The sequence below is a fragment of the Nocardia sp. NPDC023733 genome, assembly GCF_040639775.1.
GTDB classification, from domain to species: Bacteria; Actinomycetota; Actinomycetes; order Mycobacteriales; family Mycobacteriaceae; genus Nocardia; species Nocardia rosealba.
In genome coordinates, this window is sequence record NZ_JBFAAN010000003.1 from 69,041 (window position 1) to 95,470 (window position 26,430).

Sequence of the window (26,430 nt, forward strand, 5' to 3'; positions counted from 1 at the left end):
ACTCATGGCCACATAGCGGGCACGGTGGGTGCAACTGACCGGTTATCGAGTGTTATCGATTCGGCGACTCGAGACAGGACGAGTTCGTCGATCCTGGTTGTCGCCTAATTCCATACCAGCTCCCCGAATATCGACCCGTTTCCAGATGTAACGAAACCGTGAACCGTCGTGACAGCGGCGCAAGCGGCTGGCTACCGTGGTTATCGGCAACTTCGGTGGCCAAACCTTCATCAGGTTGGTGACCCCGGCCGGTCCCTCATCCCGACCGGGGCACAACCTTCGCGCACCGATCGCTCCCCCACCGCATCGACCGGAGGAACGTTTCATCGTGCTGTCGTGTGATGACATCGCAGCCGCCTGGCTGGCCCACACCGAGTTCGCGGGCGACCACGCCGCGGTCGGACTGCTGAGCCGGGCGATCAGCCCGCAGGACTTCGACATCAAGCGCGACTCCTTACCCGTCGCGGCGGCCGCCGACCCGGCCACCGCCGCCGCCATCCTGCAGCTGCTCGAGCGCGGGCAGGTGCCGACGATGGCCGCGATCCGCACCCTCACCGCGCAGAACGAGATGCGCCGCGAGGCCGAACGGATCGAACGGCTCGGCAGGCGGGCACAACGCAGCATCGACGAGTTCGGCCGGATTCTGGCCAGGCTCGCGGCCGCGCACTGGACCGAGCACGGCATCGGCCCCACCCGCCGCGACATCCTCGCCGACCCCCAGATCACCGAACTCATCGCCGATCGGGTCGGTGAGATCGCGCCGACCGCAGTGAAACACCTGTGGCTCATCGAACGCGCTCAGCGCGCCGGCTGGATCGCCTCCAACGCGAACCCGGGTTCGCTGTGCCCCGCCCGCCGTTGGCACACAACGAAATACGGCAACCGGGTGTCGCAGAAACCGGTGAACATGATCGGGAAGATGGTCGCGGGTTTCGTCGCCGAGCACACCGTAGACAAGGGCCGGGCCCCGAGCTGGGCGGCACTGTCGCGCGATCTGCGTGACGACCGCGGCCGCCGCGTGTTCTTCGATGTGGCCGACGCGCACGCCCAGCGCCGCTGGCTGGTCACCGCCGAATGGCTCGCCGACACGGGCGACGACCTGCCAGCCCCGGGCAAACGCGGCCTGCGCGCGCTGGCCAAGGACGCTCGCGGCTGACTCAGCTCACGTCGCCGGCCGCCGCGATGAAGGTATTGCATTGGGGCGTCAGGTTTTCCAGGCCGGCTTCGAACCACTTGCCGCCGTTGTCGGCGGTGCCGTGGTCGCGCATGTCGCCCGGCCGGTCGCCGCGCCCGTAGGAATCGCGGGTGGCGAGGGTGACCTGGTCCGACGACAGCGAACCGCCGCCCTTGGACGCGGCGATGAACATGGCGTCGAAACAGTTGGCCTGCAACTCGACTCGGCGTGACAGCTCGAGTCCCTTGGTCGAGCGCGCTCCCGCGTCGACCCGTTCGCTGTTGGCCTTGCGCAGAATTCCGGACTGCGCCTGGATGTGGTGCCCGTATTCGTGCGCGAACACCGACAGGTACACCACCCAGTTGTCGCGGAACTGATCGGTCTGCAACTGGCTGATCGGCATGTAGATGGTCTTGTTCGCCGCGCAGTAGAAGGCGGCGAAGTTGCTGGTGGAGCCGGTGCACGGGGTGGTGATGCCGTCGGTGGTCGCGGTGATGCTCAGCGTCGGCGACTCGAAGGGCAGCCCGTTGGCGGCCATCAGCGGCTTCCACGCCGCTTCCAGGCAGCCCGCGGCGGACTCGAAGAACTTGCGCGCCTTGTCCACCTGGGTGCCCCACGGCGCGTAGTCGCAGGAGGCGGGCACCAGCGAGCCGTCCGCATCGGTGACCAGCGGGTTGTCACCGGTCTTGGCGGGCGCGCTCCCGGGTTGCGGCGTGTAGGTGGTGGTCGGCCTCGGGCCGAACGCGTCGATGCCGAGATCGACGCCCTTGTTCACGGCGAACTTCACCAGACCACCGACGACGAGGAAAATCACCACCAACATCAGCGAGGTGAAACCGCCGCGTCGCTTGCGTGGCGGCGGAGTCGGCCTGCCCGGCGGACCGTAGGGCATCGGCGGCGGACGGTAGCCCGGCGGCGGTCCGTAGGCCGGACGCTGCTGTGGATACCCTTGCGGCGGTGGGTATCCGGGCGGACCGTAGCCCTGCTGCGGGCGATAACCCGGGGCACGACCATAGCCGGGGGGTGGCGGAACCGGTCGTCCACCAGGCCCGTATGGGCCGTAGCCGTACGGTGGTTGGTTCACGTCCCCCGTACCCCCTCGTCTAGTTCGTCGCCGACAGCCGCTGACGCAGGATAGCAAGCTGTCTAGAGTAGGCAGCCATGCTGACTTTTCGGGGGGGCGCCGCAGGCGCGCTGCTGCTCGCTTCGGCGGGCCTGCTCGCGGCCGCTCCGGTAGCCCACACGCAGCCCGCGGGGGTGTCGATCACCGCCGATCTCACCTTGACCGAGACAGGCGTGCTGCGGGTCGTCGAAACCGTCGCGGTGCCCGCCGACGGGAACTTCACGATGTCGCTGCCGTTGCGCCTGGGCCTGGGCGACGGTGTGGAGCGGGTGTTCAAGGTCACCGATGTGTCCGCGACCGGGGCGGGCACCGCGACCACCGTCGACGACCAGTTCGTCGTCGAGGCCAAGCCCGGTGAATCCAAGTTCACGTATACGGTGCACAACACCGTCGCCGACGCGCCGGGCACGCAGATGTTCCACTGGCTCGGCGTGCTCAATGCCGACATCGCCTCCCTCGATGTGTCGGTGATCAGCCCCAGCTTCCAAATGGGCATCGTCGACTGCAAATTGGGCCCCGCGGGCAGCGCGCGCCCGTGCGCCGAGGTGCACGTCGAACCCGACGGTGTGCTGTATCTGAGCCAGACCGACCTGCGCAAGGGCGACGCGATCGACCTCACCCTGCAGATGCCGCCCGGCACGGTGCCCGCCAATGCCGATGTGCGCGACGGCGATTCGAACAACTTCTTCGCCTTCACCACCCCGGTCCTCGCCGCCTTCGGCGCCCTGCTGCTGGCCCTGGCCGGGATGATCGCCTACGTGCTCACCGCCCGCAAGCGCGGTGCGACGGCCCGCGCCACCAGCGACACGTTCGACCCGCTCGTCACCACCGGTGACCGGATGGAATTCACCTCCCCCGACGGTGTCCTGCCCGGCGAGGCCGGTCTGCTGCTCGACGAGCACGTCGACCCGGTCGACATCGCCGCCACCGTCGTCGACCTGGCGGTGCGCCGTTACCTGTGGATCGCCCCGGTGAACGCGCGCGGCGAGGACGACTGGCGGATCAGCCGCGTGAACGCGCCCGACGACCAACTGCGCGAGTACGAGAGGGTCGTCTACGACATGTTGCTGCCCGAGGGCACCGACACCGTCGCCGTGCGCGAGCTGCGCGCACCCGGGCGCCTGCAACTGGACCCGATCCGCGAGGCCATGCGCCGCGACGCGGTGTCGACCGGCGCGCTGGCCGATCCGAAGCAGCGGATGCTGCCGCGCTGGATCGGCGCCGCGCTGATCGCCGTCGGCGCCGCGACCACCGTCGCCCTGGCGTTGACCGCCGGGCACGCCCTGGTCGGCGTGGCGATCCTGCTGGCCGGGGTGGCCACGGTCGTGCTGCCGAACTACCTGCCGACCCGAACCACGCTGGGTGACACCGTGGTCGGCCGGATCAAGGCGATGGGGCGCGGACTCGATTCGGTGTCACGCGACCGCATCCCGCCGATCGATCAGGAGACGATCTTCTCCCGCGCCCTGCCCTACACGGTGATCAGCGGTCGCGCCGACAACTGGATCCGCACCTTCCGCGATATGGATCCGTCCGCCGATTCCCAGCCCGGCCTGTACTGGTTCGCCGGCTACGACCGCGACCGCAACCTACACCGCTTCGCCTCCCAGTTCCCGTTCTTCATCACCGCTTTGGAAGGCGCGTGCAAGTAGCTACACCCGGCGCAGGGCGGCCAGCGGGTCGGCGTACAACGCGCTGAGCGAGGTGACGACGGCGGCGAATTCCTGGACCTTGCCGCCGAATCCGCTGACCCGGATGTCGGTCGGGGGCAACTGGGTGCTCTGGGTGAACGCGCGGGCCACGTGCCCGAGGGCCGGGCGGTAGCCGGTGAAGGCCTGCCCGCCGAGGACCACCCGGTCCGGGTTGAGCATGTCGCGGACCAGGGCGACGGTCTGGCCGAGCATGGTCGCGCGTTCGGCGAGCAGCTCGCGGGCGCCCTCGGAACCGGACTCGGCGGCCCGGTACAGGTCGGCGATGGTGGTGCCCGCGGTTCCGTTGTGCGCCGGGATGATTCCGCGCCCGACCGCACGCGCTTGCAGCGCCCGATCGCCGACGGTCACTTCCAAGCAGCCACGCCTGCCGCAGGTGCACTGCACGTCCGAACCGGTGGGCAGGTGCGCGATGGAACCCGGGCCGTTGCTCGGGGTGTGCACCCGCCCGTCGAGGGTGACGGCGATGCCCGCCGTCTCGCGGACGTAGAAGTACAGGCTGCTGCCGGGCTGGTCGGCGGGCTGTTCCGGGCCGCGCGCGTCGAAGGTCGGCAGCAGCAGTTCCGAGGCGGCCATCGCTTCCACGTGGGGTGCGACGGAAACCGGGAGCTCGAGCACATCGCCGAGGACCTGGCCGAGCGGTGCGCCCTGCCACGCCAGTTTCGGATGGTCGACCACACCGGTGTGCGTGTCGACCCGTCCGCCGATGGCGACGCCTGCCCACAGCGGGGTGCGCCGGTGCCAGCGCTGCAGGAACGCCTTGGCGCTGCGGGCGACCGTGGTGACGGCGAAGTCCTGCCCGGTCTGCGGTGTCGCGATGGCCAGCCCACCGAGGATGCGGCCACGCAGGTCGGCGGCCACGATCTTCGTCGCCGCGGCGCCGATGTGGATGCCGATGGTGAGGTAGGCGTCGTGGTCGATCTCGAAGGGCACCCGTGGCCGTCCGACCGCACCGGCGGCGGTGAGATCTGCGCGCTCACGCAGCAGACCGGCCGAAAGCAGCGCGGCCACTTGGCGGTTCACCGTCGCGATGCTCAAACCCGTTGCGCGGGCGGCATTGTCGCGGGAGATGGGGCCGCCGACTGCGGTACGCAGCACGGCGGCGGCGGGGTTGTCGCTGCGCCGCAGCTCGGGGGCGACGACGGGACGCGAAACTCGGGGACGACCGGTGACCACCCGCGAAATGGGGCGGTCGAGAATGGGGGCAGACATATGCAGTTCCTTGCCGAAAATCCCGTTTCAACAACGGGTTTGCCTACACGAGGGGTGTGGCAGCTCGCGAACCCGAGGGGCTCAGCTGCAGCGGCAGGAACGACACAGTTCGCGCGTCAACGGCAACCGCAGACCCAGCGCGGCGGTCACGTAGGTGACCCGCAGGGCGGAGTGATGGTTGCCGGACATAACAATCAAATTAACACCGAATCGGCCCCCATCCAAGACCGACCGGCGAATTGTGTGGTGACACACAGCAAATCACCAGGTCAGCGCGGTGCAGTGCAAGGCGTAATGATGCTGTGACACAGCACGAACCCCTCCCGAGGACGCCGGGAGGGGTTCGCGCGCGGACGGCCTACTTGGCCGGTGGCGTGAAGGGCTGGTTGATGGTGGTGAAGTACTGGATCGCGGCGGCGACGGCTACCGGGCCGGTGACGAACAGCTGCCCGGCGATCACGCCGAGGAAGCCGACGGCGGCCGCACCCGCGACGCACCCGCCGAGCGGACCGAGGCCGAACAGGGTGAGCAGCGCACCGGTGGCGACGAGGCCGAGTGCCGCGCCCGCGATGCAACCGGCGGCGGCCCCGCCGAGCCCGCCGACCAGGGTGCCGATGGTCGCACCCATCGAGATCGTCGAGGTCAGGCGCTGCCAGGCGGCCTGCTCACGCTCGTACTCCGTCTTCCAGGGCGCCTTGTCCTCGTACGGCAGGGCGACCGGCTTGTACACGGCCTTGGCCGGGTCGAGCTGCGGGGTGAGGGTGGCGGTGTTACCCGAGATCTCGGCGGCGATCGGCAACTCGAACTCGTCGAGCCGGAACGTCAGCGGGGTGGCCGCGACGGTGGTTCCATCGGCCGCTTTGATCTTGAACGCGCCGTCCTCGGTGACCAGCGATCCGGCATCGGTGGTGACGACGGCCCTCGACTCGTCGACGACCTCGGCGGTGTAGTTGATCGGTGCTGCTTGCTCGGGCGCCGCGTTGACGGTGCCCGCGGTGACCCCGGTCGCCACGGTCAACAGTGCCGCAACCACGGCGAACTTCCTCATCTTCATGCCGGAAAGCTTCCGGTAAACGCGTTTGCCTGACGAGGAATAAACGCACCGAGATCGCAATCGCCGAATTCACTCGGCCGCTTTGGCCGCGGCTTTCGCTTGTTTCTTGAATTCCCTTACTTCGGCGAGGGTTTCGGCATCCACGACGTCGGCGACCGAACGGCGCGAACCCTCGTCGCCGTAGGCACCCGCCGCTTTTCGCCAGCCCGCCGGTTGCACACCGCGTTGTTTGCCGAGCAGGGCGAGGAAGATCTTCGCCTTCTGCGCGCCGAAGCCCGGCAAGTCCTGCAACCGGCGCAGCACTTCCTTGCCGTCGGGGTCGCCCTCGGTCCAGATCTTCGCTGGTACGCCGTCGTAGTGCTCGATGATGTAGTTGGCGAGCGCCTGCGCGCGCCGGGCCATCGAGCGGCCGTACCGGTGGATGGCGGGTGGGGTGGCGGCGAGTTCCTCGAATTCGGCCGGGTCGGCCTCGGCGATACGGCGCAGATCGAATCCGCCCATTCGCCCGGCCAGTTTCTGCGGCCCCCGAAAGGCGTGTTCCATCGGGTACTGCTGATCCAGGAGCATGCCGAGCAGCAAGGCGAAATCGTCGGTGCTGAGTAGTTGATCGGCCTCGGCGTCCTGGGCAAGGCACAGCGTTCGGGTCATATATTCATCGTGACACATTTCACTGCACCCACATCGGCGGTACGAATGACGGATTACACCCCACGCCCGGACCGTTTCGATCAGGCGGGACAACCCCAGCTGATCGATGCCCATGACCTGGAGGTGACTCAGCCCGGCGTGCGCGCCCTCGGCGCCTGGACCCATGAACGACTCTCTTTGCAGCCCGGCGACAGCGCGCTCGACATCGGTTCGGGCACCGGCTCGGAAGTGTTCACCTTCGCCGACGCGGTCGGTCCCCGTGGCACCGCCGTCGGCGTGGAACCCGACCCGGATCTACTCGCCGCCGCCACCCGGCGCGCGACCGAACGCGGCTCCACTGCCACCTTCGTCTCCGGCGACGCCTACGGATTGCCTTTCGGCGACAACACTTTCGACGCCGTTCTGTGCGAACGCGTCTTCCAGCACCTGACCGCCCCCGCCCGCGCCGCGACCGAAATCGCGCGCGTCCTTCGCCCCGGCGGCCGCGCGGTAGTCGTCGACGTCGACTGGGCGACCGCCATCATCCATCCCGGCGTCCCCGAGGTGGCACGCGCGGTGATCGACACCCTGATCTCCTCCACCACCAACCCCCTCTCCGGCCGCAGACTGGCCGGCCTCCTCACCGACGCAGGCCTGACCGTCGACGAGATCGGCTCCCACGCGCTGGTCCAGGACCGAACCATCGGCGCGGGCGCCCTGGTCAACCGCATAGCCGACCTCGCGGTGCTGCGGGGAACCGTCACCCCCGAAGCCCGGGACCAACTCCTCACCGACCTCAAAGAGGCCGCACCCAAGGGCCACACCCACATCTCGGTGACCGTCTTCGCCACCCTGGCCCACAAGAAATAAGCGAAACCCCGCGTATCCCGGCAGGCGGGGTACGCGGGGCCTCGTTCGTGATCAGGCTTCGAGCAGCTTCTCCGTCGCGGCGAGCAACACACACGTCGCCAGCCCGTCCATCGCCTTCTCCAGCTCCGGCAGCTGCGGGAAACTCGGCGCGATCCGGATGTTCTTGTCCTCGGGATCGTTGCGGTACGGGAACGCCGACCCGGCGGCCGTCAGCGCGATCCCCGCGTCCTTGGCCAACGCGATCACCCGTGCCGCAGTCCCCTCGAGCACATCGAGACTGATGAAATACCCGCCCTTGGGTTCGGTCCACGAAGCGACCTTCGACGCCCCGAGCCGATCCTCGAGAATCCGGCGCACCAGCGCGAACTTCGGCTCGAGCAACCGCCGATGCTTCTGCATGTGCTCACGCACGCCTTCGGCGTCGGTGAAGAACCGCAGGTGCCGCAGCTGGTTGAGCTTGTCGGGGCCGATGCTCTTCTTGCCCGCGTGGTCGAGGTACCAGTCGATATTGGCCTTGGACGCACCGAAGAAGCTCACGCCAGCACCGGCGAAGGTGATCTTGGAGGTCGAGGCGAAGACCAGCGGCCGGTTCGGGTGACCGGCGGCCGCCGCCATGCCGAGCACATCGAGCACCGGTGCGGCGGTGTCGGTGAGCGGGTGTACGGCGTAGGCGTTGTCCCAGAAAAGGCGGAAGTCCGGTGCGGCGGCCGGCATCGAAACCAGTTCGCGCACAATCTCTTCGGAGAAGACCACACCGGTGGGGTTGGAGTAGTTCGGCACCGCCCACAGACCCTTGATCTGCGGGTCGTTTGCCAGCAACCGCGCGATGGCATGGGTGTCGGGGCCGTCGTGACGCATCGGGATGGTGATCATCTCGATGCCGAGCGCCTCGGTGATGGCGAAGTGCCGGTCGTAGCCGGGGGCGGGACACAGCCACTTGATCGGCTCGTCGGAGGCCCAGCGGCGCGGGGAGTCGGGGGTGCCGTAGAGCATCGAGAAGACGATGATGTCGTGCATCATCTCGAGGCTGGCGTTGTTGCCCGCCACCAATTGGTCGACGGGGATGCCGAGCAGTTCACCGAAGATCGCGCGCAGTTCGGGCAGGCCGGTGAGGCCACCGTAGTTGCGGCAGTCGGTGCCGGTGCCGTCGCGGAAGTCGCCGTCGCCGGGTAGGGCCAGCAGCGGCGAGGAGAGGTCTAGTTGTTCCGGTGACGGCTTACCTCGGGTGAGATCCAGCGTGAGCTTCTCGGTCTTGAGCGTCGCGTAGTTCGCGGTCTGGGACTCGTGCTCGGACACGAGTTCCGCGTGGCTCATCAAACCGATCTGCGTTTGCCGGGGCATCCTGGGCAGCCTTTCGAAGCAGCAAGGTGGGTGTACCCGCAACGTTACCCGGCGGTTGCCGGGAATCGGCAGGGTATCCAGGGAGGATGGGCTCGCACGCTGCGAAGGTGTGCAGCGGAGTCCGGAAATTTAAGGGGACCCCGCGCACCCGGCAGAGCCCGTTGACCCTTGCTGCCTTCCGGCCCTGGGGGAGTTCACAGGATGCGCGCCGCGCGGGATCCGTCGGCCAGTGTAGCCGCAATCGCGCGTACTAGCGATTTCGGGGTTCGAACAGCAGGTCGGCGGCCCGGATGAGCACCTCGACGCGGGTGCGGCCCTCGTGATCGGCGGCGAGGAAGTGCCCGCCGATCACGGCGCAGAAGGCGAGCAGGGCGCGGGCTTCCACTTCGTCGGGATCATCGCAGAATTCGCCGATCGTCTCGCGCAGCAATGCCATTCGCGCGTTGTCGACGCGACGCAGGCGAGCGGCGACGTCGTCGTCGCGGCGGGCCCAGTCGCGGACGGCCAGATCGATGGGCAGCAGCCGGTGATCGGAGAGGGTGAGGACACCGGCCATGCGCGCCCGGTTCTTGGGGTCGAGGCCGGCGTGGTCGACCTTGGCGAGCACCTCGTCGACCGCCTCGCGCTCCCACGCTTCCAGCATCGCGGTCAGCAGGGCCTCGCGGTCGGCGAAGTAACCGTAGAAACCGCCCTTGGTGACGCCGATGCGTTTGGCGAGCGCTTCCACCCGCACCGCGTCGACACCCGAGCCGGCGAGCACGTGCAGCCCCTCTTCGATCCACCGTTCGCGTGGTGTTCGCGCGACGCCCACGTGTGCTCCGTTTCTGCTCGCCCGACGACGGAACAACCAGTGTACGTAGGCGTATAGATACGTCATCCCCTGCCGAAGCTGGCTACGATCAGTGCGACATCGGCAAGGGGGGTCCCGGTTCCCCATGACTACGAGGGGGTTCCGCGCGTGACCGGCCCGAACCAGCAACCGCCCGGCGGCGACGTACCGCCGTCCGACCCGACTGTGCAGTGGTGGGAACGCCCAGGCCCCGAGTCGGGTCAGCCACCACAGCAGGCCGATCCGACCATCCTGCGCGGCGACATCGGCACGCCCGGCCCCTACACCGCGCCGCCCGCACCGCAGCACAGCGGCGCCAACCCCTACACCGCTCCCCCGGCGGCGACGCCGTATCAGAGCGGTGCCAACCCGCAGCCCTACACCGGCATGCCGTACCAGGCAGGCGCCACCGCACAGCCGTTCGCGGCGCCGCCGCAGTACCCGGCCCAGCAGTGGGGCACGCCGCCGCGCCCGCCGTCGTCGGGCAACAAGGCCGTGTGGTGGATCGTCGGCGGCGCGGTGCTGCTGGTCGGCGTGCTCGTGATCGGCCTCATCGCCTTCGCCGCGAACAAGGCCGACGAGACCAACCCGTTCGGTCCCAACCCGTCCGAATGGGAAGGCGACTACGCCTTCCAGAAGGGCAAGAACGCCTGCGACCTGATCGACCTCACGGTGCTCAACCAGTGGTCCTCGACCAGGGAGACGACCACGCACACCGAGCGTGAGCCCTCGGAGTACGGCGGTGGCGGCTCCTACAACTGCGATGCCAAGAACCAGGACTCCGGCCGCAGCGGCACCGGCGCGAAGATCTCGCTCGAGGTGGCGTTCAAGTCCAGCTACGAGACCGAATCGGACTACTCGCGCTGGAAGGGCTACGACACCAAGACCACCGGCAAGGACTACGACCACGGCCCGCTCAGCGGCCTGGGCACGGAGGCGTACTACGCCTACGAGCAGCGCATCTACGGTTCCATCCCGAACGACTACATCTACGTGGTCGCCGCGCACGACAGCAATATCTCGGTGAAGGTGGAGATCGAGGTGGACAAGATGGGCAGTGTCGACAAGTCGACCCTGCGCTCGGCCGCCGAAACCCAGGTCCGCAAGGTCCTGACCGCACTGAAGAAATAGCAGGTCAACGCGGTGAGATGGGGGCCGGTTTGGCATCGGCCCCCGTCGACCCGCTATGCTGCTCCACGGAGGATTCGCCTAGTGGCCTATGGCGCTCGCCTGGAACGCGGGTTGGGTTAACGCCCTCAGGGGTTCAAATCCCCTATCCTCCGCCACAGCAGGGCCCTGATCGGTTCGCCGGTCAGGGCCCTGTTCGTTTTGATCCGGTGGATCTGTCGGTGGGTATCCGTAGAGTGACCCCCGATGGTGCGGGAGACCCCCACCGCACCCGACCGCCGTCGTCGCCGCGATAAATCGCGCGTGCAGACACAGCGGAACTGGGTATTAAAGGCTTCGTGCCCGTCGAAACCGACGGCGCACACCGGCCGGCGCCGAGAGCGCCGACCGAACACACCAAGAGGAAACTTTCGTGAGTACACCTGACACGACTATCGGTCGCGACACGGCGGGCCCGATCCGGCTGATGCTGCGCGACCGCAAGACGGCACCCGGCCCGATCGACGGCGCCTGGTGGCCGCGCACCGACACGCCGATGACCGAGATGCACCAGCTGGTCACCGCGGTCGGACCGCAGATCGGCAAGCTGGCCCAGCTCGGATTCGACTGGACCGCCGACGAACCCGGCGCCGACGAGGCCGCGCGCATCATGCACCTGGTCGGCAGCAACGGCGCGAGCCTCGCGCTGCTCGTCATCCCCGCCTCCACCGAGGCGGCCGCCGCGCGCAGCCAGATGCGCTGGGCCGCGGGCAAGCCACGGATCCAGGACCCGGCCCCGGCTGACACCGCCGCCGACGGACCGCGCACGCTGATGGGCGCGATCTGAGTCAGCGGTCGCTGGTGTAGGTCGGGTCGAAGTCGCGCGGTGTGCCGCGGCGGCTGAGCAACCGGTCGAACCATTCACCGAGAATGACGCCCGCCGCGAGCGCGCAACCGACACCGAAGGCACCGAGGATCTGCCCGAATCCGAGCAGCGTTTCGTCCTCGAGCAGGGCGTACAGCCCTCGGTACACCTTCAGACCCGGCAGCAGCGGCGTGATGCCCGCGGCCGCGACGACCAGCGGCGGAGTGAGCGCGCGCCGCGCCATCAGACCACCGGCCATGCCGATCAGCGTGGCCGCGGCACCCGAGGCGACGACCGGTCCGAACCCGATGTCCTGGACCACGAGGTAGGCCACGGTGCCGCCCGCGCCGCTGAGAGCTGCCGCGAACAAGGCCCGCCGCTCGGCATAACAGGCCATCGCGAACGCGACAGCCGCAACCGCACCGGCGCTGAGTTTGAGCGCGAGGAACTCGGTATCGCGACCGGCGTTCGCCGCGATCTCGGGCACCTCGATCCCGAGAATGGTCGAAATCCGCAGTGCCAGACCGATGCCCGCGACGATGCCGCCGGTCATCATCACCACTTCGAGCATGCGGGCCGCGGCGGTGACCGGCGCACCGGTGATGGCGTCCTGCACCGAACCGACCAGTTGCAATCCGGAGAGCAGCACGGTGATACCCGCCGCCACGATGAGCGCCGCATCGGCTCGCCATTGGTCACTGAACGCGGCAAGCGCTATCGCCGGCGTCGAGGCGATGACGCCACCGATCATGTTCTGGAAGAACAACGGCAAACCGAGCTGATGCAGCGCCCGGTTCACCAGGTCGATGACGGCGGTCGTCGCGAAACTGATCACCGCGAGTATCACGCCACCGCCGAGCAGCACCGCGATGGCCGCGGCGAGCAGCGACCAGCCCGCCGTCGACACCCAGCGCGGATACGGGTGCCGAGCGGAGACGATCTCGTCGAGCGCGGCGTGCGCGTTCTCCACCGGAACCACCTGGGTGCGGATGCGCCGGGTCAACCGGTCGACGGCGGCGAGGCGGGTGAAGTCGAGCGAGCGGTACTTCACCACCCGCATATCGCTGGCCGGCGGCAGGTACGGGCCGCGGTCGGCCCAGATGCGGATGGCGTCGAAGGTGACGTCGATATCGCATTTGTCCAGACCGTAGGTGGAGGCGATGAAGCGCACCTGCGCGGAGGTGTCGCCGACACCGGTACCGGCGGCGAGCACCACCTCACCCACCCGTACCGCCAGATCGAGCACCTGCGACACCTCGGCGTCGTCGGTGAGGTCGATCGGCCGCAGCGGAGTGGGCGCGGCGACGATGTTGTCCGCGGTCGCGCGTTCGAGCGGACGCCAGAACGGGCGGCGCAGGCGCAGACGCGGGCGCGAACCGAGGCGTCCGAGGGACGAATCGTCGCCGTCCGCCGTGTGCTCCGCTGTCATACTTCGACCGTAACGGCGTTTCGTGCCGGTTCGCCGCCTCGTCACGAGTTCGTCAACGTGTCGTTCGTAACTCCCCGCGACCTGCTCAGATGTCGTCGATCAGACCCGTGCTGTACGCGGTGGCCGCCAGGTGCTGCAAGCAGCGTGGTCCGCACCCGTCGTGCTCGGTCAGCACGAAACGGGCCTGCTGGAGCGAAGAGATGGGAGAATCGGCCACGCAGTCGGCATGTGCGGTGCGCCAGTGATGTTCGATATCGCCGGTGACGACCCGTGGCGGCGGGTCCGGCGCGGATGTGTCGGGCAGGGTGTGACGGTAGGGGCCGGCAATGGAGGCGATGACTGTATGAACACCGGGACGGGGAAGGTGATTCAGGAGCGGCGGCGGTTGCTCGGGCTGTCGCAGCCCGCGCTCGCCACCGCCATCGGGGTGAGTTCGCGGCAGATCACCCGGTACGAATCCGAGGAGCAGTCGCCGACCCTTCCGGTCGCGATCCGGTTGGCCGACGCGTTGCGCATCTCGCTGGCGGAACTGGCCGGGATCGTCGACAACCGGGTCGACCTGGCGGGCCGCTGGTGGGCAGCCTGGCAGAAGGCGGCGAAACACGGCGACGAGGTCGAGGTAGCGGAGGTGACGATCCGGCACGAAGGCGACCACCTGCTGCTCGACACCGCCGAAACCGCTGCGGCCGAGGACGATCCGGGGCCCGGCGTGCGTGGTGAGATGCGGGTATGGGACGGCGACGCGATCACCGGCTGGGTGCGTGGCATGGATGTCGCCTTCCCGGTCGGCACCATCTACTACTCGCTGCACCCCCAGGGCGCTCATGCGGTGGGCTCGTGGACGACGAAGTCCGGCCCCGACGGTGTGGTGCGCGGCTGGAGCGCGCTGGCCAGGGAGAAGTCCGACGCCGAGAAGCTCCTGCTGGAGATGTTGCGCGGCGACGGTGTCGTCGAATCGTGGCCGGGTGCCCGCTCGGACTGAATCCTGCGGCGGATGTCGGCGACGGTCGGACGGCCGGTGACGGTCTCGGCGGGCGGTAGTAACAGCAGGTACCGGGTGAGTGCCCCGAATCCCAAGAGGCCGACGGCAATCCACAGGTAGACGTCCATGCTTTCCCCTCCGAACGTGTCAGTGCTGCACGGGTGGCGCGGTATGGTTCTGGTGAAGCCGCCAGGGGAAAGTATGGTCACTGTCAAGACCTTTTGGACAGCAAAAATCGTCTACAAACGTCTACAGTTCTCTACGACGGCTGCATGTCCAGTCGGGGCGAGCAGGGGAGACTCGTAGGCGCGCGGTTGCGGCGGCTGCGGGAAGAAGCCGGATTGTCCTTGGCGGGGTTGGCCACCCGCGTTCCGTACAGCCGGGCCGCGCTCGGCCACTACGAAACCGGCACGCGCGCCGCGCCTTCCGAGGTGATCGACTGGTACGAGCGGGTGCACGCCCAGGCGGTGCCCGCCCTCCCCCGCGTGCGGCGCGATCCGCGTGCGGCCGACGCGGCACTCGCCACCGCCATCGCGCAGCGGACCGGCCGCCCCCTCATCGAGATCGGCCGCCCGCACCAGGGTGATTCGGGGTACTTCTGCCCGTTCCGGATCGACGGGTTGATCGAGGGCGAGGCTGCGGGCACCGATGCGACCACCGCGCTGCGTTCGGCGCTGCGGGCGATCGGCGACGAACTGGGGCGGGCCGGCAAGCGTTAGCCACGCACGGCGTCCACCGCTTCCGCGAGCAGGGCCAGGTACCGATCGGGATCCGGCACGGCCGCTTTGTCGGAATGCACGGAGAGCGTGATGGTTTCGCCGAGTCCGTGGATGCCGTGGGTCAGGTGCATGACGGTGCCGAGCGCCGGAAATCCGCCGGTGAACAGGACCGGTGCGCCCGCGAAGGTGAGGTCGGCGGCGCCACGGTTCACGCTGGAGACGACGGTGTTGCCGTCGATCGTCCGCGGGGGCGTGTCGAGGTCGGCGCGGGCGACGTCACGCACCGCGAACAGCGCGGGAACGGTTTCACCGACTTGATCCTGCACGGCGAGAAGCGGATTCAGCGCGCGTTCACGACGGGTTCGCAGTTCGTCGGCGATCAGTTCGGCACGGACGCGCAGGTCTGGTTCCTCGATGTGCAGGTCGATGGAAAGACCTCGGTAGTTGTTGTGCGCGTTGCTCGATGCGGGCACGGCCATCGGCAGCGCGGCACCGAGGCGTTCCGGTGCTCGACCGTGCTCGGTGAGGTAGGTGGTGAGTGCGCGCGAAATCGCTGTCAGCGCAAGCACTGTCACTGTGACGTGCGCGCGGCGCAGCGCGTCCGCGGGGACGACGAGCATGCGGACCTGATGATCGAGCGCCGCGACGGGCCGCATCGTGTTGAGCGCACCGGGCGTGAAGCCGGTTGTGGGCGCGGGCACTTCGCCGACGGCGGTGCGCTCGGCGAGTTCCCGTTGGGCACGGCCCGCCGCCAGACCACGGCGGAACGTCGCGATCAGCTGCTGGGGAAAACGTAGTACCCCAGGCACACTCGGATCCATCCATCCACAGAGTTGTCCCCAGTAATCCACAGGCCTCACCGGCGTTTTCACAGGATCTACTCGGTGTTTCACCGAGTTATCCACAGGCGCATCAGGAAGCCTGTGGACAAACAGGGATCTGGTGAGTGCGGCCGCACGGGTGCCGTCGGCGAGAGCATGGGAGATCTGAACCACCGCCACCAGCGACGGCCCGGTCGACATCGGCGCATCACGGACACCACGAAAAACATGCAGCCGCCAGGGCCGTTCGGTGGCGTCGACACCGGTACCCAGAAGTTCGCCGAGCCGGTCGAGCAGAGTGGGCCACGGCAGGCCGTCGGGCCGGTGGGCAATGAATTGCTGGGGAATGAATTCGGCCGGAATCCAGTGCGGATAGTCGAGGTCGCGCGCGGTCTCGCGCAACCGGCGGCACAGATCGGGAATGAGCGCTACGCGTTCGGCAACCGCGGCGCGCAGTTCCTCAGTAGGAGTGGGGGTTTCGGCGAAACAGTAGAGCAAGAACACATCATTGGCGGTGCGGCGCGACAGCCAGAACATCGTCGCGTCGCGCGGGGCCATTCTGGTCACCCGGCCACGATAGGCCACGCCGAGAGAAGGCCCCGAGTCCTATCGACCCGGGGCCCGAACTGCCCGGTTCAGGCGCATCGGCGGTTCAGCCGCGCGCGAACTGTCCTGCGGTGACGTCGGCGAGAAACGCTCGCCACGCTCCTGGTCCGAAGGCCAGCACGGGGCCACGCCCGTGATCCTTGGTGTCGCGGACCGCGATCTCGCCGCCGGTGAGAAAGGCGACTTCCACGCAGTTTCCATCGGGACCGCTGTAGGTGCTCTTGCGCCACACAGCGCCCGTCACATCAACCTCCACAGCACTTGCTCCTTTGCATCAGTGAGAACGGGATAACACCGCCGAATCGGTTCAGCATTTCCGATTTCCGGCGCGACCGACGAGTTACTTCGTGGCACCCACAGCACTGCCACCCGGAACGCGCAACCGATCGGCACGAACCAGCGCATGAGGCGTTTCCGCCTCCGGGGGCTGCCCCCGCGGAAGAAACAGTAGCAGGTCTTCCGCAAGTTTGCGGATGAGAATTTGCTTTCTCATATCCGTTTGCCAAGCTTGCGAAGGTTTGCGTTTGCGGCGGCATTGCCAGGCCCTCCTACCCATTCACCACGGGCTTGACACATGCGGATTTACTTCCATGTGATTGGTTCGTGATACGTCACATTCCTGCTCGCCTCACAGGCCACATCAGCACCATCCGAAGTGGACGTGGATCATGGGGGAATGATCTCCCGTGACCGCGACGCCGCAGGTCGTGCCCGTAACGACCGCCCACGCGACCGACTGGGCCGACCACTGCCGCCCGGCAGTGCCGGAGTCGCCCGAATTCCCGACGATCTCGAGTTGACCCCCCAGCAAACTCTGACCTTCGCCCAGCAACTGCTGGACGACGGATTGGCATTCAACGCACACGAGGTTTTGGAGGCGGCCTGGAAGAACGGGCCGGTTGCCGAGCGGATGCTCTGGCAAGGTCTTGCCCAATATGCCGTCGGCCTGACCCACATCCAGCGTGGCAACGCCAAGGGTGCGACCACGCTGCTGCGGCGCGCCTGCGAGCGGCTCGGCGCCTACCCGGCGAATGCCCAGCAGCACGATGTCGACCGTGCGGGCCTGATCTCCTACGCCGAACAGCTGCTCGACGCCGTCGAAGGCGGCGCCCAGCTCACCGACGAACAGCTGCGGCCGAGGCTGCGCCGCACGACCGACTAGGATCGGACAGGTGTCCAGTTCACCAGGTGCAGGCCGCTACGCCCCGAGCCCCTCGGGCGAGCTCCACCTGGGCAATCTGCGCACCGCCATCCTGGCCTGGCTCTACGCCCGCACCACCGGGCGCGCGTTCCGGATGCGCATCGACGACCTCGACCGCGTCCGCCCGGGCGCGGCACAACGCCAGCTCGACGACCTCGCCGCCATCGGACTCGACTGGGACGGCCCTGTCCTGCGGCAATCCGACCGGCTCGCGGTCTACGAGTCGACGATCGAGGAACTCACCGCGGCCGGGCGCACCTACGAATGTTTCTGCACCAGACGTGAAATCCAGCAGGCCGCCGCCGCACCGCACGGGCCGATGGGGGCCTACCCCGGCACCTGCCGCACCCTCACCGACGCACAGCGTGCCGCTCGCCGGGCCGAAGGCCGTTCGCCCGCAGTGCGATTGCGTGCCGACGTGACCGACTACGAGATCACCGACCTGCGCCACGGCCGCTACCGAGGCGCCGTCGACGATCTGGTGCTGCGCCGGGGTGACGGCATCCCCGCCTACAACCTCACCGTCGTGGTCGACGACGCCGCCCAGTGGGTGGATCAAGTGGTGCGCGGCGACGACCTGCTGCCGTCAACCCCCCGCCAGGCCTATCTCGCCGACCTGCTCGGCCTGCCACTGCCCACCTACGCCCATGTTCCGTTGGTACTCAATACCGAAGGCAGAAGACTCGCCAAACGCGATGGGGCGGTGAGCCTTTCCGACCAGATCGCGCTCGGCAACACGCCCGGCGACGTGCTGGCGGCGATCGCCGATTCACTCGGATATGCCGCTCGCACAACGGCAGAGCTCCGCGCGGTTTTCGACCCGGCGCGCATCCCGGAGAAACCATGGATACTCGAGCCTATCGGGTTGTTCCAACCAGACCGATGTCCGTAACGTACGCAACGACCGATCTACTGATCACGACGAGGACGAATTTATGACCAGCGGTGGTTACGACCCCAATCAGTACCCGCAGGGCGGTCAGCCCGGCGGCTACGGCCAGGACCCCTACGGCCAGCAGCAGCCGGGATACGGACAGCAGCAGCAGCCTTACGGTCAGCCGACTCCCGGATACGGCCAGCCGGTGCCCGGTTACGGGCAGGCCGACCCCTACGGTCAGCAGCAGCCCGCCTACGGCCAGCAGCCGTACGGGCAGCCGCAGCCCGGTTACGGTGCCGACCCGTACAACCAGCAGGGTTTCGGTGGCGCACAGGCAGGTGACCTCGGTACCCGCCTCGGCGCGAGGGTCATCGACGGTTTCATCATCGGTATTCCGCTGGGAATCCTGAACTTCGTCCTCGGTATGGCACTGATGGACAGCCCGTTCCTCGCAGGCATCATCCTGTGGGTGATCATGGGCATCGCTTACGTGGGCTACAACGTGGGCTTCGAAGTGACGCAGGGCACCACCCTCGGCAAGAAGCTGCTCGGCCTGCGGGTCGTCGCCCCCGGTGGCGCGCCGAAGCTCACCCCGGAGGCCTCGCTCAAGCGCAATATCTTCCTTGCGCCCCTGGCCATCTACTGCCTCGGTGGCCTGGTCACCACCGGCCTTTCCATCTACATCGCGGTCACCATCAACAACGACCCGAACAAGCAAGGCTGGCACGACAAGCTCGCGGGCGGAACCCAGGTCGTCAAGGGCTGATTCAGCTCCGACCTGCGAAAACACCAAGGGGCGCTTCCGGATTCCGGAAGCGCCCCTTGTGTTTGTCCGCGAAAGTCAATAGGTGGACGAAGAATCCATCCCGCCGACCACACCGAGGACCACCACGAAAACGATGTAGAGCAGCCAGAGCACCAGGGAGATGGCACCGATCCAGATGCCGGCCTGCGCCATCCCCTTGCCTTCACCCCCGCGTTCCTTGATCTGGTTGATCGCCATCACACCGAGAATGATGCCGACCACCGAACCGACACCGCAGCTGCACAGGCCGATCAGCGACGACACCAGGGCACCGATGGCAAGACCGTTCGTGCCCTGCGGCTGCGGGTACGCACCGTACGGGTTGTAGGCCCCGGCCGCCGGGTACCCGCCGTACTGCGGCTGCTGCGGATACTGCGGAGCGGCAGGCTGCTGATAGTTCGGGTACTGCGGCTGCGACGGCGGCTGCTGCTGCGGGTATTGCGGCGCGGACTGCTGCGGATTGGACGGGTAGCTCGAAGGCTGCGACGGCGGGGCGGTCGGGTACTGCGGCACCGAACCCGGCGCGCCGGACTCCGGTGACACGCCGGAACCGCCGTACTGCTTCCACCACTCGTCGGAATCGCCGGGATTCGTCATTGCTACAGACTATGGCATGCGTGGTTGGAGCGCTGGCGCGCTCGAGCGGGGCCCTTCGGGCGCCTGAGGGAGGATGTAACCCGTGACTGATGCAAACTCGCTCGACAAACCCGCCGAATCTGGGCACCCCGCGCCGGAGCATGCGGCATTCGCCCAGGTAGCGCGGGGGTTCTATCCGGTAATCGTCGCCGTGTTCACCGCGACGCTGATCATTTCCAACATCTGCGCCACCAAGGGCGTGGAGTTCTTCTCCGGCAGTTCGGTCGTGCTCGGCCCGCTGCAGATCCTGCCGATCGCCACCGACGGCGCCTTCTTCCTGTTCCCCCTGGCCTACATCCTGGGTGACGTGCTCAGCGAGGTCTACGGCTTCCGCGCCACTCGCCACGCCATCTACACCGGTTTCGCGGCGCTGCTGCTCACCGTCGGCTGCTTCTTCGTCGCCGTCCGGCTGCCTGCCGCCGGTTTCTACGAGAACCAGGAAGCGTTCCGCACCGTCCTCGGCACCACCCCGCAGCTGGTGCTCGCCGGGCTCGCCGGGTACTTCGTAGGCCAGTTGCTGAACTCGGCGACGCTGGTGTTCATCAAGGAACGCACCAAGGAGAAGCACCTGTGGGCCCGGCTGATCGGGTCGACCGTGGTCGGCGAGTTCGCCGACACCCTGATCTTCTGCTCGATCGCCGCCCCGGCGATCGGCATCGACACCTGGCAGTCGTTCGTCAACTTCGTGATCGTCGGCTTCATCTGGAAGACGGTGTGCGAGGTGCTCGTCCTCCCCATCACGTACCGCGTCATCGCGATCCTCAAGAAGAAGGAGCCGACCTACGCCCCGGCGCAGGTCGACGCCCTCCACGACTAGGCCGCACGCTGACAGCTGGGCACTTGATCACCACGCTCTGGTGGCGTTCGTCTCTCGGCCGATGCCGCCATCAGCGCGTGGTCCAGGTCTACTCCCCCGGCGCTTTGATGCGGCCTTGCCACTGGCCGAGGAATTCCTTTTTGAACTCGTCGAAGTAGCCGCCTTCGATGCTCGCCCGGATCCGGTCGACCAGGCGGACGGTGAACCGCTCGTTGTGGATGGTGCACAGCGTCGCCGAGAGCATCTCCTTGGCCTTGAACAGGTGATGCAGGTAGGCGCGGGTGTAGTTCGCGCAGGTGTAGCAGTCGCAGTTCTCGTCGATGGGGGTGAAATCGCGGCGGAAGCGGCTGGTGTTGATGTTGAACCGGCCTTCGTCGACGTAGATCGCCGCATTGCGCGCCACTCGCGAGGGGTTCACGCAGTCGAAGGTGTCGGCGCCGTTCTCGATGGCGACGAACATGTCCTCGGGCTCGCTGATGCCGAGCATGTGCCTCGGCTTGGCCTCGGGCAGCTCGTCGCAGCACCAGCCGACGATGGTGCCGAGATTGTGTTTCTCCAGCGCACCGCCGATGCCGTACCCGTCGAATTCTGTTCCGCCACTGCCCCGGATCGATTCGAGTTCACGACAGGCCTTGCGGCGCAGGTCTTCGTACTGCGCGCCCTGGATCACCGCGAACAGCGCCTGGTACGGCCGGTGCGTGCGGGCGGCGGTGAGCCGTTCGTGCTCATCGATGCAGCGTTGCGCCCACTCGTGCGTGCGCTGCAGCGACTTCTCCTGGTAGCCACGGGTATTCATCAGGGTGGTGAGTTCGTCGAAGGCGAACATGATGTCGGCGCCGAGCTGGTGCTGGATACCCATCGACACCTCGGGGGTGAACCGGTGCTTCGAGCCGTCGAGGTGGGACCGGAAGGTGACGCCGTCGTCGTCGACAGTGGCGAGGCGCTCCTTGCCCGCCGCGATCACCTGATCGGAGCGCACCCCGACGGCCTCCATCGCGAGCACCTTCTTGAAGCCGACACCCAGCGACATCACCTGGAAGCCACCGCTGTCGGTGAAGGTCGGCCCGGCCCAGTTCATGAACTTACCGAGCCCACCCGCCTCGTCGACGATGTCGGACCCCGGCTGCAGATACAGGTGGTAGGCGTTGGCGAGCAACGCCTGCGCCCCCAGCTCCTTCATCGTCTCCGGCAGCACCGCCTTCACCGACGCCTTGGTCCCCACCGGAATGAAGGCAGGCGTCGCGATCTCCCCGTGCGGGGTACCGATCACTCCGGTACGCCCATGCCGGCCCCCGTCGAGACGGGTGCCTACCGTGAAGGAGAATTCGCTGCTGTCGGCCACCCGCCCATGGTGCCAGCCACGCACATCCCGACCTCGAGGAGGGATCGCCGACTCGAGCGCGCCAGCGCTCAATCCAACACAGCCGCGAACTGGGCGTTGTAGAGGCGGTAGTAGGCGCCGCGTTCCTCGAGCAGGCGTTCGTGGTTGCCGTGTTCGACGATGCGGCCCTTCTCCATCACCACGATCAGGTCGGCGTCGCGAATCGTCGAAAGCCGGTGGGCGATGACGAAACTCGTGCGGTCGCGGCGCAGCGCGGCGGTGGCGTGCTGCACGAGCAGTTCGGTGCGGGTGTCGACCGAGCTGGTCGCCTCGTCGAGGATCAGGATCGACGGCTTGGCCAGGAACGCGCGGGCGATGGTGATGAGCTGCTTCTCACCGGCGCTCACCCCGCCGCCTTCCTCGTCGATCACCGTGTCGTAGCCGTCGGGCAGCGAGTGCACGAACCGGTCGACATAGGCGGCGCGGGCGGCGGCGATGATGTCGTGCTCCGAGGCGTTCGGATTGCCGTAGGCGATGTTCTCGCGGATGGTGCCCTGGAACAGCCAGGTGTCCTGCAACACCATGCCGATGCGCGAACGCAGGTGGTCGCGGGTGATGGTGGTGATGTCGACGTCGTCGATGGAGATGGTGCCCGCGTCGATCTCGTAGAAACGCATCAGCAGGTTCACCAGCGTGGTCTTGCCCGCACCGGTCGGGCCGACGATGGCGATCACATGACCCGGGTCGGCCACCAGCGAAAGCCGTTCGATCACCGGGGTTTCCGGGTCGTAGCCGAAGGACACCGCGTCGAACTCCACCCGGCCGCGGTCGACCGGGCGCGAGTTCTCCACCAGCGGGTCGGGGCTCTGTTCCTCGGCGTCGAGGATCTCGAAGATCCGCTCGGCCGAGGCCACCCCGGACTGCAGCAGGTTGGCCATGGCGCCGATCTGGGTGAGCGGCTGGCTGAACTGGCGCGAGTACTGGATGAAGGCCTGCACCTCACCGAGCGAGAGGTTGCCGGTGGCCACCCGCAGGCCGCCGACCAGCGCGATGAACACGAAGTTCACGTTTCCGAGGAACATGATCGCGGGCATGATCAGGCCGGAGATGAACTGCGCCTTGAAGCTGGCGTTGTAGAGCTTGTCGTTGCGCTCGTCGAACTCCCGGCCCACTTCGCGGCTGCGGCCGAACGCGGTGATGATCTCGTGGCCGGTGTAGGCCTCTTCCACCGAGGAGTTCACCTCACCGGTGTATTTCCACTGGTTCACGAAGTGCGGCTTGGACCGTTTGGCGATCTGCGCGGTGACGACGATGGCCGCGGGCACCGTGAGCAATGCGATCAGCGCCAGCAGCGGCGAGATCCAGAACATCATGATCAGGATGCCGACCACGGTGAACAGCGAGACGAGCAGCTGGCTCATGGTCTGCTGCAGGCTCTGGGAGACATTGTCGACGTCGTTGGTGACGCGGCTGAGCACGTCGCCGCGCGGTGCGGTGTCGAAGTAGCGCAGCGGTAGGCGGTGCAGCTTGTTCTCCACGTCGTCGCGCAGGCGTTTGACCGTGCGGTTGATGACGACGTTGAGAAGATAGCCCTGCAGCCAGCCGAACACCGCCGCGACCACGTACAGCACGAGGACCAGCGTGAGCACCCGGCCGACAGCACCGAAATCGATACCGGTGCCGGGGATCACGTTCATGGCCGAGAGCATGTCGGCGCGGGTGTTCTCCCCGCGCTGACGCAGCATCTCGACGGTTTCGTCCTTGCTCAGCCCCGCCGGTAGTTGCTTGCCGACGAACCCGTCGAACACCAGGTTGGTCGCCTTGCCGAGCAACCACGGGCCGAGCGTGTTGAGCACCACCGAGGTGACGACGAGCGCGATGATGACCGCGACGGAGAACTTCTCCGGCGCGAGTCTGCGCAGCAGCCGCTTCAGCGACGGAACGAACGATTTCGGTTTCGTACCCGGGGCGCCGGGGACGGGTCCACCCGGCCTCATCGAGCCTCCTCCACACTGAGCTGGGACTCGACGATCCCGCGGTACTCCGGGCACCGCTGCATCAGCTCGTCATGGGTGCCGAGGCCTGCCATCGCGCCGTCCTCGAGGACGACGATCTGGTCGGCGTCGCGAATGGTCTGGATCCGCTGGGCCACGATGATCACCGACGCGTCGGCGGTCTCGGGTTTCAGCGCCGCGCGCAACCGGGCGTCGGTCGCCACGTCGAGCGCGGAGAACGAATCGTCGAACAGGTAGATGCGCGGCTTACGCACCAGCGCGCGGGCGATGCACAGGCGCTGACGCTGACCGCCCGACACCGTCGTGCCGCCCTGGGCGACCGGGGTGTCGAGGCCCTGCGGCATCTCGCGCACGAAGTCGGCCGCCTGGGCGACCTCGAGCGCGTGCCAGAGCTCGTCGTCGGTGGCGTCGGGTTTGCCGTAGCGCAGGTTGCTGGCGACGGTTCCGGAGAACAGGTACGCCTTCTGCGGCACCAATCCGATTCCGCCGCGCAGTGTTTCGAGGTCGAGGTGCCGTACGTCGGTGCCGCCCACGTACACCGCGCCGTCGGTGACATCGATCAGGCGCGGGATCAGATTGACGAGCGTGGTCTTGCCCGCACCGGTGGAGCCGACCACGGCCGTTGTCGTTCCGGGCGCCACCTGGAAGCGGATGGCGCGCAGCACCGGCTTCTCCGCACCGGGGAAGGCGAATTCGGCGAACTGCAGGTCGACGGTCGCCGGATCGCCTGCGAAGGGCTGCGGCAGGCGCGGCGGGCGCACCGAGGACTCGGTCTCGAGCACCGCGCCGATCCGGTCGGCCGAGACCGCCGCGCGCGGGGCCATCATCGCCAGGAACGAGGCCATCATCACGGCCATCAGGATCTGCATGATGTAGGACAGCATCGCGGTGAGCGAGCCGATCTGCATGGTGCCGTCGTCGACGTGATGCCCGCCGAACCAGATCACCCCGACGGCGGTGACATTGGAGATGAGCATGACGATCGGGAACATCAGCGCCATCAGCTTGCCCACGCGCAGCGAGGCATCGGTGAGCGAGGTGTTGGCCATCCCGAAGCGCCAGATCTCCTGACGTTCCCGCACGAACGCGCGGATCACCCGGATGCCGGTGATCTGCTCGCGCAGCACCCGGTTGACCCCGTCGATGCGTTCCTGCATCTGCCGGAAGCCGGGCACCATCTTCGCCACGACCAGGCCCATGCTCAGCGCCAGCGCGGGCACCGCGATGAGCAGCAGCCACGAGAGCCCGACGTCTTCGCGCACCGCCATGATGATGCCGCCGACGCACATGATCGGTGCCATCACCAGAATCGTCACCGACATCACGATGAGCAGCTGTACCTGCTGGATGTCGTTGGTGGAGCGGGTGATGAGCGAGGGCGCGCCGAACAGGCCGACCTCGCGCGCGGAGAACGTCTCGACCCGGTGCAGCACCGCGCCGCGCATGTCCCGGCCCGCGCCCATCGCCGCCTGCGCACCGAAGTACACCGACGCCGACGAGGCGATGATCTGCACGCAGCTCACCGCGAGCATCCACAGTCCGGTGGTCCAGATGTAGCCGATATCACCCCTGGTGATGCCGTTGTCGATGAGGTCGGCATTAAGGCTCGGCAGGTAGAGCATCGCGATGACCGAGACCAGCTGGAGCACGAGGACCCCGGCCAGCTGGGCGCGGTACGGGGCCGTGTAGGTCCGCAGCAGGGTGATCAACATGATGGACGCAGGCTACCGCGTGCGGCGAGGCCGCGTCCCCCGGTTATCCAGGCGTTTCACCAGGCCTGTGGATAAACCCGAACCTGTGGACAGATCACGCGTCGGCGGGAGTACGTGGCTCGCGCCGGGCCCAGGCGCCAGGATCCGCGATCAACTCATCGATGAAACCGGGCAGTCGGTCGGCGGCGATATCGGCGATCGACACGTTCTCGAGCACGGCCCGGATGTTCACCCGCAGCGCGATCCACACCCGCTGCAACGGCTCGGCCGCACCGGGGTAGCGCACGTCCTCGGGGCGCTGCCCGCGCACCGAGGCCAGCGGCGATTCCACGCCACGGATCACGTCGGCCACCGAGATCTCCTCGGCGGGCCTGCCGAGGCGGTACCCGCCGTCCGGTCCGCGCCTGCTGCGCACCAGTTCGGCGCGACGCAGCTCGGCGAGCACGGTCTCGAGGACCTTGGGCGGGATCTGCGCCGCGGCGGCGATGGCCTCGGCCTTCACGACCCCGTCGGCCGCGGCGAGCTCGAGCAACGTTCGCACCGCGTAATCGACCCTTGCGGTGATATGCACGGTCTCG

The 26,430-nt window shown here is 67.6% G+C and carries 26 protein-coding genes, 1 tRNA gene and 1 other RNA gene; 12 read left to right on the forward strand and 16 right to left on the reverse strand.

The window, feature by feature from the left end; all coding sequences use genetic code 11:
• Window positions 1-328 precede the first annotated feature (328 nt).
• Complete coding sequence (locus tag AB0F86_RS15760; protein WP_067494625.1) at window positions 329-1,156, forward strand: hypothetical protein; 828 nt, start codon at window positions 329-331, stop codon at window positions 1,154-1,156.
• A gap of 1 nt (window position 1,157) precedes the next feature.
• Here the strand turns inward: AB0F86_RS15760 and AB0F86_RS15765 are convergent, their stop codons facing one another.
• Window positions 1,158-2,066 carry a neutral zinc metallopeptidase gene (locus AB0F86_RS15765; protein WP_356984563.1) on the reverse strand — a complete coding sequence of 303 codons (909 nt, stop codon included), beginning with the start codon at window positions 2,064-2,066 and terminating at the stop codon, window positions 1,158-1,160.
• A 269-nt stretch (window positions 2,067-2,335) separates the two neighbouring features.
• On the opposite strand from AB0F86_RS15765, the gene AB0F86_RS15770 reads away from it, so the two are divergent.
• Window positions 2,336-3,949, forward strand: a complete 1,614-nt coding sequence (locus AB0F86_RS15770; RefSeq protein ID WP_356984565.1) for a DUF2207 domain-containing protein — start codon at window positions 2,336-2,338, stop codon at window positions 3,947-3,949.
• On the opposite strand, the gene AB0F86_RS15775 is transcribed toward AB0F86_RS15770, so the two are convergent.
• The 3 genes from AB0F86_RS15775 to AB0F86_RS15785 form a co-directional block, all read right to left on the reverse strand.
• Complete coding sequence (locus AB0F86_RS15775) at window positions 3,950-5,218, reverse strand: ROK family protein (RefSeq protein ID WP_225281224.1); 1,269 nt, start codon at window positions 5,216-5,218, stop codon at window positions 3,950-3,952.
• Between the two features lie 358 nt (window positions 5,219-5,576).
• Complete coding sequence (locus AB0F86_RS15780) at window positions 5,577-6,272, reverse strand: hypothetical protein (protein ID WP_356984567.1); 696 nt, start codon at window positions 6,270-6,272, stop codon at window positions 5,577-5,579.
• Between the two features lie 69 nt (window positions 6,273-6,341).
• On the reverse strand, window positions 6,342-6,920 hold the full coding sequence (locus AB0F86_RS15785; RefSeq protein ID WP_067640350.1) for an HhH-GPD-type base excision DNA repair protein: 579 nt from the start codon (window positions 6,918-6,920) through the stop codon (window positions 6,342-6,344).
• 45 nt (window positions 6,921-6,965) lie between these two features.
• On the opposite strand from AB0F86_RS15785, the gene AB0F86_RS15790 reads away from it, so the two are divergent.
• Window positions 6,966-7,769, forward strand: coding sequence for a methyltransferase domain-containing protein (locus tag AB0F86_RS15790; protein ID WP_356984569.1), 804 nt, complete (start codon window positions 6,966-6,968; stop codon window positions 7,767-7,769).
• 51 nt (window positions 7,770-7,820) lie between these two features.
• Here the strand turns inward: AB0F86_RS15790 and AB0F86_RS15795 are convergent, their stop codons facing one another.
• The 3 genes from AB0F86_RS15795 to AB0F86_RS15805 all read right to left on the reverse strand — a co-directional run bounded on the left by AB0F86_RS15795 (window position 7,821) and on the right by AB0F86_RS15805 (window position 9,921).
• A complete protein-coding gene (locus AB0F86_RS15795) occupies window positions 7,821-9,110 on the reverse strand; it encodes an aminotransferase class I/II-fold pyridoxal phosphate-dependent enzyme (protein WP_181700432.1) in 1,290 nt (429 codons plus the stop codon).
• 129 nt (window positions 9,111-9,239) lie between these two features.
• Window positions 9,240-9,334: signal recognition particle sRNA small type (gene ffs / locus AB0F86_RS15800), an RNA gene on the reverse strand.
• A gap of 26 nt (window positions 9,335-9,360) precedes the next feature.
• The gene (locus AB0F86_RS15805; protein ID WP_225281227.1) at window positions 9,361-9,921 is read right to left on the reverse strand and encodes a TetR/AcrR family transcriptional regulator; all 561 of its coding nucleotides are present in this window, start codon (window positions 9,919-9,921) and stop codon (window positions 9,361-9,363) included.
• Between the two features lie 147 nt (window positions 9,922-10,068).
• Between AB0F86_RS15805 and AB0F86_RS15810 the strand changes: the two genes are divergently transcribed.
• From AB0F86_RS15810 to AB0F86_RS15820, 3 genes are all read left to right on the forward strand, one after another.
• Entirely contained in the window at window positions 10,069-11,070 is a 1,002-nt protein-coding gene (locus AB0F86_RS15810; RefSeq protein WP_181700436.1) for a hypothetical protein, read from the forward strand.
• 67 nt (window positions 11,071-11,137) lie between these two features.
• A tRNA-Ser gene (locus AB0F86_RS15815) sits at window positions 11,138-11,225 on the forward strand.
• Between the two features lie 254 nt (window positions 11,226-11,479).
• Window positions 11,480-11,893 carry a DUF5994 family protein gene (locus AB0F86_RS15820; RefSeq protein WP_181700438.1) on the forward strand — a complete coding sequence of 138 codons (414 nt, stop codon included), beginning with the start codon at window positions 11,480-11,482 and terminating at the stop codon, window positions 11,891-11,893.
• Window position 11,894: 1 nt separating this feature from the next.
• On the opposite strand, the gene AB0F86_RS15825 is transcribed toward AB0F86_RS15820, so the two are convergent.
• Both AB0F86_RS15825 and AB0F86_RS15830 read right to left on the reverse strand, forming a co-directional pair.
• A complete protein-coding gene (locus AB0F86_RS15825) occupies window positions 11,895-13,340 on the reverse strand; it encodes a threonine/serine exporter family protein (protein WP_181700440.1) in 1,446 nt (481 codons plus the stop codon).
• A gap of 85 nt (window positions 13,341-13,425) precedes the next feature.
• The gene (locus tag AB0F86_RS15830; RefSeq protein ID WP_255284036.1) at window positions 13,426-13,557 is read right to left on the reverse strand and encodes a hypothetical protein; all 132 of its coding nucleotides are present in this window, start codon (window positions 13,555-13,557) and stop codon (window positions 13,426-13,428) included.
• 126 nt (window positions 13,558-13,683) lie between these two features.
• Between AB0F86_RS15830 and AB0F86_RS15835 the strand changes: the two genes are divergently transcribed.
• Window positions 13,684-14,322 (forward strand): helix-turn-helix transcriptional regulator, encoded by a 639-nt coding sequence (locus AB0F86_RS15835; protein WP_166655806.1) that lies wholly within the window; start codon window positions 13,684-13,686, stop codon window positions 14,320-14,322.
• Between the two features lie 272 nt (window positions 14,323-14,594).
• Window positions 14,595-15,041, forward strand: coding sequence for a helix-turn-helix transcriptional regulator (locus AB0F86_RS15840; protein ID WP_181700442.1), 447 nt, complete (start codon window positions 14,595-14,597; stop codon window positions 15,039-15,041).
• Here the strand turns inward: AB0F86_RS15840 and AB0F86_RS15845 are convergent.
• Both AB0F86_RS15845 and AB0F86_RS15850 read right to left on the reverse strand, forming a co-directional pair.
• The gene (locus AB0F86_RS15845; protein WP_356984782.1) at window positions 15,038-16,420 is read right to left on the reverse strand and encodes a wax ester/triacylglycerol synthase domain-containing protein; all 1,383 of its coding nucleotides are present in this window, start codon (window positions 16,418-16,420) and stop codon (window positions 15,038-15,040) included. The genes AB0F86_RS15840 and AB0F86_RS15845 overlap by 4 nt on opposite strands.
• Window positions 16,421-16,514: 94 nt before the next feature.
• Entirely contained in the window at window positions 16,515-16,724 is a 210-nt protein-coding gene (locus AB0F86_RS15850) for a DUF397 domain-containing protein (RefSeq protein ID WP_067494664.1), read from the reverse strand.
• Between the two features lie 420 nt (window positions 16,725-17,144).
• Here AB0F86_RS15850 and AB0F86_RS15855 point away from each other — a divergent pair, with 420 nt between their 5' ends.
• From AB0F86_RS15855 to AB0F86_RS15865, 3 genes are read left to right on the forward strand one after another with little or no spacing between them, the layout of a single operon-like run.
• On the forward strand, window positions 17,145-17,630 hold the full coding sequence (locus AB0F86_RS15855) for a DUF309 domain-containing protein (protein WP_225281229.1): 486 nt from the start codon (window positions 17,145-17,147) through the stop codon (window positions 17,628-17,630).
• A gap of 10 nt (window positions 17,631-17,640) precedes the next feature.
• Entirely contained in the window at window positions 17,641-18,561 is a 921-nt protein-coding gene (gene gluQRS / locus AB0F86_RS15860; protein ID WP_356984573.1) for a tRNA glutamyl-Q(34) synthetase GluQRS, read from the forward strand.
• Between the two features lie 43 nt (window positions 18,562-18,604).
• Complete coding sequence (locus AB0F86_RS15865; protein WP_181700448.1) at window positions 18,605-19,312, forward strand: RDD family protein; 708 nt, start codon at window positions 18,605-18,607, stop codon at window positions 19,310-19,312.
• Window positions 19,313-19,387: 75 nt separating this feature from the next.
• Here the strand turns inward: AB0F86_RS15865 and AB0F86_RS15870 are convergent, their stop codons facing one another.
• Window positions 19,388-19,948, reverse strand: coding sequence for a DUF4190 domain-containing protein (locus AB0F86_RS15870; RefSeq protein ID WP_181700450.1), 561 nt, complete (start codon window positions 19,946-19,948; stop codon window positions 19,388-19,390).
• 82 nt (window positions 19,949-20,030) lie between these two features.
• Here AB0F86_RS15870 and AB0F86_RS15875 point away from each other — a divergent pair, with 82 nt between their 5' ends.
• Window positions 20,031-20,804 (forward strand): queuosine precursor transporter, encoded by a 774-nt coding sequence (locus tag AB0F86_RS15875; RefSeq protein WP_356984575.1) that lies wholly within the window; start codon window positions 20,031-20,033, stop codon window positions 20,802-20,804.
• A gap of 88 nt (window positions 20,805-20,892) precedes the next feature.
• On the opposite strand, the gene tgt is transcribed toward AB0F86_RS15875, so the two are convergent.
• The 4 genes from tgt to AB0F86_RS15895 form a co-directional block, all read right to left on the reverse strand.
• Window positions 20,893-22,146, reverse strand: coding sequence for a tRNA guanosine(34) transglycosylase Tgt (tgt, locus tag AB0F86_RS15880; RefSeq protein WP_356984576.1), 1,254 nt, complete (start codon window positions 22,144-22,146; stop codon window positions 20,893-20,895).
• Window positions 22,147-22,214: 68 nt separating this feature from the next.
• Window positions 22,215-24,122, reverse strand: coding sequence for an ABC transporter ATP-binding protein (locus AB0F86_RS15885; RefSeq protein ID WP_356984578.1), 1,908 nt, complete (start codon window positions 24,120-24,122; stop codon window positions 22,215-22,217).
• A complete protein-coding gene (locus AB0F86_RS15890) occupies window positions 24,119-25,852 on the reverse strand; it encodes an ABC transporter ATP-binding protein (protein ID WP_356984580.1) in 1,734 nt (577 codons plus the stop codon). Before AB0F86_RS15890 ends, AB0F86_RS15885 begins: the two co-directional genes overlap by 4 nt.
• 94 nt (window positions 25,853-25,946) lie before the next feature.
• A complete protein-coding gene (locus AB0F86_RS15895; RefSeq protein WP_067494693.1) occupies window positions 25,947-26,423 on the reverse strand; it encodes an Rrf2 family transcriptional regulator in 477 nt (158 codons plus the stop codon).
• Window positions 26,424-26,430: the final 7 nt, after the last annotated feature.